This is a genomic window from Streptomyces sp. NPDC060198, assembly GCF_042728415.1.
Taxonomy (GTDB): domain Bacteria; phylum Actinomycetota; class Actinomycetes; order Streptomycetales; family Streptomycetaceae; genus Streptomyces.
Genome location: NZ_JBHWZJ010000170.1, coordinates 1 through 5,456 on the forward strand (window position 1 = coordinate 1; position 5,456 = coordinate 5,456).

The 5,456-nt window shown below is 70.8% G+C and carries 3 protein-coding genes; all 3 read left to right on the forward strand.

Annotated elements, in window-relative coordinates; all coding sequences use genetic code 11:
• The first annotated feature begins 66 nt into the window (after nucleotides 1-66).
• Nucleotides 67-1,539 carry an FGGY family carbohydrate kinase gene (locus ACFWEP_RS20610; RefSeq protein ID WP_387371730.1) on the forward strand — a complete coding sequence of 491 codons (1,473 nt, stop codon included), beginning with the start codon at nucleotides 67-69 and terminating at the stop codon, nucleotides 1,537-1,539.
• A gap of 120 nt (nucleotides 1,540-1,659) precedes the next feature.
• Nucleotides 1,660-3,393, forward strand: a complete 1,734-nt coding sequence (locus tag ACFWEP_RS20615) for an ABC transporter ATP-binding protein (protein WP_387371731.1) — start codon at nucleotides 1,660-1,662, stop codon at nucleotides 3,391-3,393.
• Nucleotides 3,393-5,318, forward strand: a complete 1,926-nt coding sequence (locus ACFWEP_RS20620) for an ABC transporter ATP-binding protein (protein WP_387371732.1) — start codon at nucleotides 3,393-3,395, stop codon at nucleotides 5,316-5,318. The genes ACFWEP_RS20615 and ACFWEP_RS20620 overlap by 1 nt, the downstream gene beginning before the upstream one ends.
• Nucleotides 5,319-5,456: the final 138 nt, after the last annotated feature.

Sequence of the window (5,456 nt, forward strand, 5' to 3'; positions counted from 1 at the left end):
CCCCCGCACACCGCGGGGGCCGGAGGCGGTTGCGGGAAAGGCCGCGCGATGCGGCAGAATCCGTACATGGGCATAGTCGCCGGCTTGGACAGTTCCGCCGCCTTCACACACATCGTCGTCTGCGACACGGACACGGGTGCCGTGCTGCGGCAGGGGTACGCCGCACATCCGGTCGAACCGAAGGCCGTGGAGGTCGATCCGCAGGCGTGGCTCCTCTCCCTCGGTGAGGCGGCGGGCGGCGGGCTGCTCGAGAACGTCGAGGCGATCGGGGTCGCCGCGCAGCAGCACGGGCTGGTGGCGCTGGACCGGCAGGGCAACCCCGTCCGTCCTGCGCTGGTGGGCAACGACCGGCGGGCGCAGGTCGCCGCGGCGGATCTGATCGACGGGCTCGGCGGGCGGCAGCCCTGGGCCGAGGCGGTCGGGGCGGTACCGCAGGCCGCACAGCCGGTGGCGAAGCTGCGGTGGCTGGCCCGGACCGAACCGGAGAACGCCCCGCGCGTGGCGGCCGTCCTGCAGCCGCACGACTGGCTGGTGTGGCAGTTGCTCGGCCGCCCCGCGCGGCGGACCACCGACCGGGGCGCCGCCTCCGGTACGGGGTACTGGTCGGCGCGCACGTCTTCCTACCGGCCCGACCTCGTGGAGCTGGCGCTGGGCCATCAGGCCGCGCTGCCCGAGGTGCTGGGCCCGTCCGACGCGGCCGGGACGACCCCCGAGGGGCTGCTGATCTCCGCCGGCACCGGCGAGACGATGGCGGCGGCGTTCGGGCTCGGCGTGGGGGTCGGGGACGCCGTGGTGTCGCTGGGGGCCTCCGGGTCCGTGATGGCGGTGCACCACGAGGCGCTGGCCGATCCGCGCGGGATGATCACCTCCTTCGCCGACGCGACCGGGATGCACCTGCCGGTGGTGCACACCTCCAACGCGGTACGGGCCCTGCGCGGGACCGCCGACATGCTCGGCCTCGACGGCGGGCTGGAGGAGCTGTCGGCGCTCGCGCTGAAGTCGACGCCCGGGTCCTCCGGTCTGGTGCTGCTCCCGTACCTGGAGGGCGAGCGGACCCCGCAGCTCCCGCACGCGGCGGGCACGCTCTGCGGGCTGCGGCGCGAGTCGATGAAGCCGGAGCACCTGGCGCGGGCCGCGTTCGAGGGGATGCTCTGCTCGCTGGCCGACGCGCTCGACGTGCTGCGCCGGCGCGGGGTGCACGTGCGCCGGGTGTTCCTGCTGGGCGCTGCGGCCGAGCTGCCCGCCGTACGCGCGATGGCGCCGGCGGTCTTCGGTACCCAGGTCGTCGTGCCGCAGCCCGCGCAGTACGCGGCGCTGGGCGCGGCTCGGCAGGCGGCGTGGGCGCTGGGGGTCTCCCAGGGCCGGCTCGACCCCGGTACGCCCCCGGCCTGGCAGGGGGCGGCGGCGCAGGTGCTGGAGCCGGGCGAGGAGCTGCCCGTGGGGCGTGCGGTGCGTCAGCAGTACGAGGCGACGCGCGACCAGATCCACCCGGGGGCCTTCGAGTTCGACGGGCCGGGCACGGAGGCCGGTACGGACTGACGGGGACCGTGGTCCTCGCGCCGGCTTCTTGACCTCGGCTTGGGGAAATCCGTTCGTCCCCGGGGAGACGGGCACGGCAAGATGGTTCGGCCTCTGCCGTCGCCGACCCGAGAGACACGCGTGCTCATAAAACTGCTCAGGTCCTTCCTGGGCCCCTACCGAAGGCCGATCCTGCTGCTGGTGTTCCTCCAGCTGCTGCAGACCTGCGCCTCGCTCTACCTGCCCAGCCTGAACGCCGACATCATCGACAACGGTGTCGTGAAGGGCGACACGGGCTACATCCTGGGGTACGGCGGCCTGATGATCGCCGTCAGCCTCCTCCAGGTCGTCTGCAACGTCGGTGCCGTCTACTTCGGGGCGCGGACCGCGTCCGCGCTCGGCCGTGACCTGCGGGCCTCGGTCTTCGACCGGGTGCAGTCCTTCTCGGCCCGGGAGGTCGCCCGCTTCGGAGCCCCCTCGCTGATCACCCGTACGACCAACGACGTCCAGCAGATCCAGATGCTGGTCCTGATGACGTTCACGCTGATGGTCTCCGCGCCGATCATGTGCGTCGGCGGGGTGATCATGGCGCTGGGCCAGGACGTGCCGCTCTCCGCCGTGCTGCTGGCCGTGGTGCCGCTGCTGGGGATCTCCGTGAGTCTGATCGTCCGGAAGATGCGGCCGCTCTTCCGCACGATGCAGGAGCGGCTCGACACGGTGAACCGGGTGCTGCGCGAGCAGATCACCGGCAACCGTGTGATCCGTGCCTTCGTGCGCGACGGGTACGAGGTGAAGCGTTTCCGCGGCGCGAACACCGAGCTGACCGACGTGGCGGTGTCCACGGGCCGGCTGATGTCGCTGATGTTCCCGACGGTGATGACCGTGGTGAACGTGTCGTCGATCGCGGTGGTGTGGTTCGGCGCGCACCGGATCGACAGTGGCGGGATGCAGATCGGCGCGCTGACGGCGTTCCTGTCCTATCTGATGCAGATCGTCATGTCCGTGATGATGGCCACCTTCATGTTCATGATGGTGCCGCGCGCGGAGGTCTGTGCGGAGCGCATCGACGAGGTCCTGGAGACCGAGTCCAGCGTGGTGCCGCCCGTCGCGCCGGTGACGGAGCTGCGCCGCCACGGCCACCTGGAGCTGCGGGGTGCGGAGTTCCGCTACCCGGGTGCCGAGGAGCCGGTGCTGCGCTCGGTGGACCTGGTGGCCCGGCCCGGGGAGACGACCGCGATCATCGGGTCGACGGGCAGCGGGAAGTCGACGCTGCTCGGGCTCGTACCGAGGCTGTTCGACGTGACGGAGGGCGAGGTCCTCGTCGACGGCACGGACGTGCGGACGCTGGACGCGGCGCTGCTGGCGAAGACGGTGAGCCTGGTCCCGCAGAAGCCGTACCTCTTCTCGGGGACGGTGGCGTCGAACCTGCGGTACGGGAACCCGGACGCGACCGACGAGGAGCTGTGGCACGCGCTGGAGGTGGCGCAGGCCAAGGAGTTCGTGGAGCTGCTGGAGAACGGTCTGAACGCGCCGATCGCCCAGGGCGGTACCAACGTCTCCGGTGGTCAGCGGCAGCGTCTGGCCATCGCGCGGACGCTGGTGCGCAAGCCGGAGATCTACCTCTTCGACGACTCGTTCTCGGCGCTCGACTACGCGACCGACGCGGCGCTGCGCGCGGCGCTCGCGCGGGAGACGGCCGCCGCGACGGTGGTGATCGTCGCGCAGCGGGTGTCGACCATCCGCGACGCCGACCGGATCCTCGTCCTGGACGAGGGGCGGGTCGTGGGCACGGGTACCCATCGCGAGCTGATGGACGGCAATGGGACGTACCGGGAGATCGTTCTCTCCCAGCTGACGGAAGCGGAGGCGGCGTAATGGCCGGGCCGGGCGGACGGATGATGGCCGGGGCGCCCGCGAGCAAGTCCGCGGACTTCAAGGGGTCGGCCAAGCGGTTGCTGGGGCGGTTCAGCGCGGAGAAGTCCTCGCTGTACCTGATGCTCCTCGCGGGTGTGCTGAGCGTGGGCCTCTCGGTGGTCGGGCCGAAGATCCTCGGTGCGGCGACGGACCTGATCTTCGGCGGGGTCGTCGGGCGGAGCATGCCCGAGGGCACCACGAAGGCGCAGGCGATCCAGCACCTGCGGGACCAGGGCGACGGCGGTATGGCGGACCTGCTGTCCGGGGTGGACTTCACTCCGGGGCAGGGCATCGACTTCACCGCGGTGGGCCATGTGCTGCTGGTGGTGCTGGCGGTCTACGTCGGTGCCGGGCTGCTGATGCTGGTGTCGACGCGGCTGTCGATCCGGGTGATCAACCGGGTGGTGTTCCAGCTCCGCGAGGACCTCCAGACGAAGCTGTCGCGGCTGCCGCTGTCGTACTTCGACAAGAAGCAGCGCGGTGAGGTGCTGAGCCGGGCGACGAACGACATCGACAACATCTCGCAGACGCTCCAGCAGACGATGGGGCAGCTGATCAACTCGTTGCTGACCATCGTCGGCGTGCTGGTCATGATGTTCTGGATCTCGCCGCTGCTGGCGCTGGTCGCGCTGGTCACGGTGCCGCTCTCGGTGGTCGTGGCCTCGCGGGTGGGCAAGCGTTCACAGCCGCAGTTCGTGCAGCAGTGGAAGGTCACGGGCAAGCTGAACGCCCACATCGAGGAGATGTACACCGGGCACAACCTGGTGAAGGTCTTCGGCCGTCAGGACGAGTCGGCCGAGCGGTTCGCCGAGGAGAACGACGCGCTGCACGAGGCCGTGTTCAAGGCGCAGTTCAACAGCGGGATCATGCAGCCGCTGATGATGTTCGTGTCGAATCTGAACTACGTGCTGATCGCGGTCGTCGGCGGGCTGCGGGTGGCGTCGGGTGCGCTCTCGATCGGTGACGTGCAGGCGTTCATCCAGTACTCGCGCCAGTTCTCGATGCCGCTGACGCAGGTCGCGTCGATGGCGAATCTGGTGCAGTCCGGTATCGCTTCGGCGGAGCGGGTCTTCGAGCTGCTGGACGCCGACGAGCAGGCGGCGGACCCGGCCGATGCGCAGCGTCCCTCGGAGCTGCTGGGCAGGGTGCGGCTCGACGAGGTGTCGTTCCGCTACGACCCGGAGAAGCCGCTCATCGAGGATCTCTCGCTGGACGTGGAGCCCGGACAGACGGTGGCCATCGTGGGGCCGACCGGTGCGGGCAAGACGACGCTGGTCAACCTGCTGATGCGGTTCTACGAGGTGACCGGCGGGCGGATCCTGCTGGACGGCGTGGACGTGGCGCGGATGTCGCGCGACGACCTGCGGTCCCAGATAGGGATGGTCCTCCAGGACACCTGGCTGTTCGGCGGGACGATCGCGGAGAACATCGCGTACGGCGCCGCGCGCGAGGTCACCCGGGAGGAGATCGAACAGGCGGCCCGCGCGGCCCACGCGGACCGGTTCGTCCGTACGCTCCCCGAGGGGTACGACACCGTCATCGACGACGAGGGCACGGGGGTCAGCGCGGGCGAGAAGCAGCTGATCACCATCGCGCGGGCGTTCCTGTCCGACCCGGTGATCCTGGTGCTGGACGAGGCGACCAGCTCGGTCGACACCCGTACCGAGGTGCTGATCCAGAAGGCGATGGCGCGCCTGGCGCACGGGCGGACCAGTTTCGTGATCGCGCACCGGCTCTCCACGATCCGGGACGCCGACGTGATCCTGGTGATGGAGAACGGTTCGATCGTGGAGCAGGGCTCGCACGATCAGCTGCTCGCGTCGAAGGGCGCGTACGCGCGGCTGTACGCGGCCCAGTTCGCCGAGGCGCTGGCCGAGGTCGACTGAGCCCCGGCCGGGGTCGAGACGCGCCCGAGGGCGCTCCTGGAGGGGGTGGGCCCCCTGCCGGGGCGGCCCCCGGGGGGGGGGGGGGCGGCCCCCGGCGGGGAAGAAAACAACCCACCAACACCACAGGAGCGCACACAG

What these genes read in the sequence shown, in the direction of transcription:
- ACFWEP_RS20610 (WP_387371730.1), top strand. Translation starts at nt 67, where the DNA reads ATGGGCATAGTCGCCGGCTTGGACAGTTCCGCCGCCTTCACACACATC.
- ACFWEP_RS20620 (WP_387371732.1), top strand. Translation starts at nt 3,393, where the DNA reads ATGGCCGGGCCGGGCGGACGGATGATGGCCGGGGCGCCCGCGAGCAAG.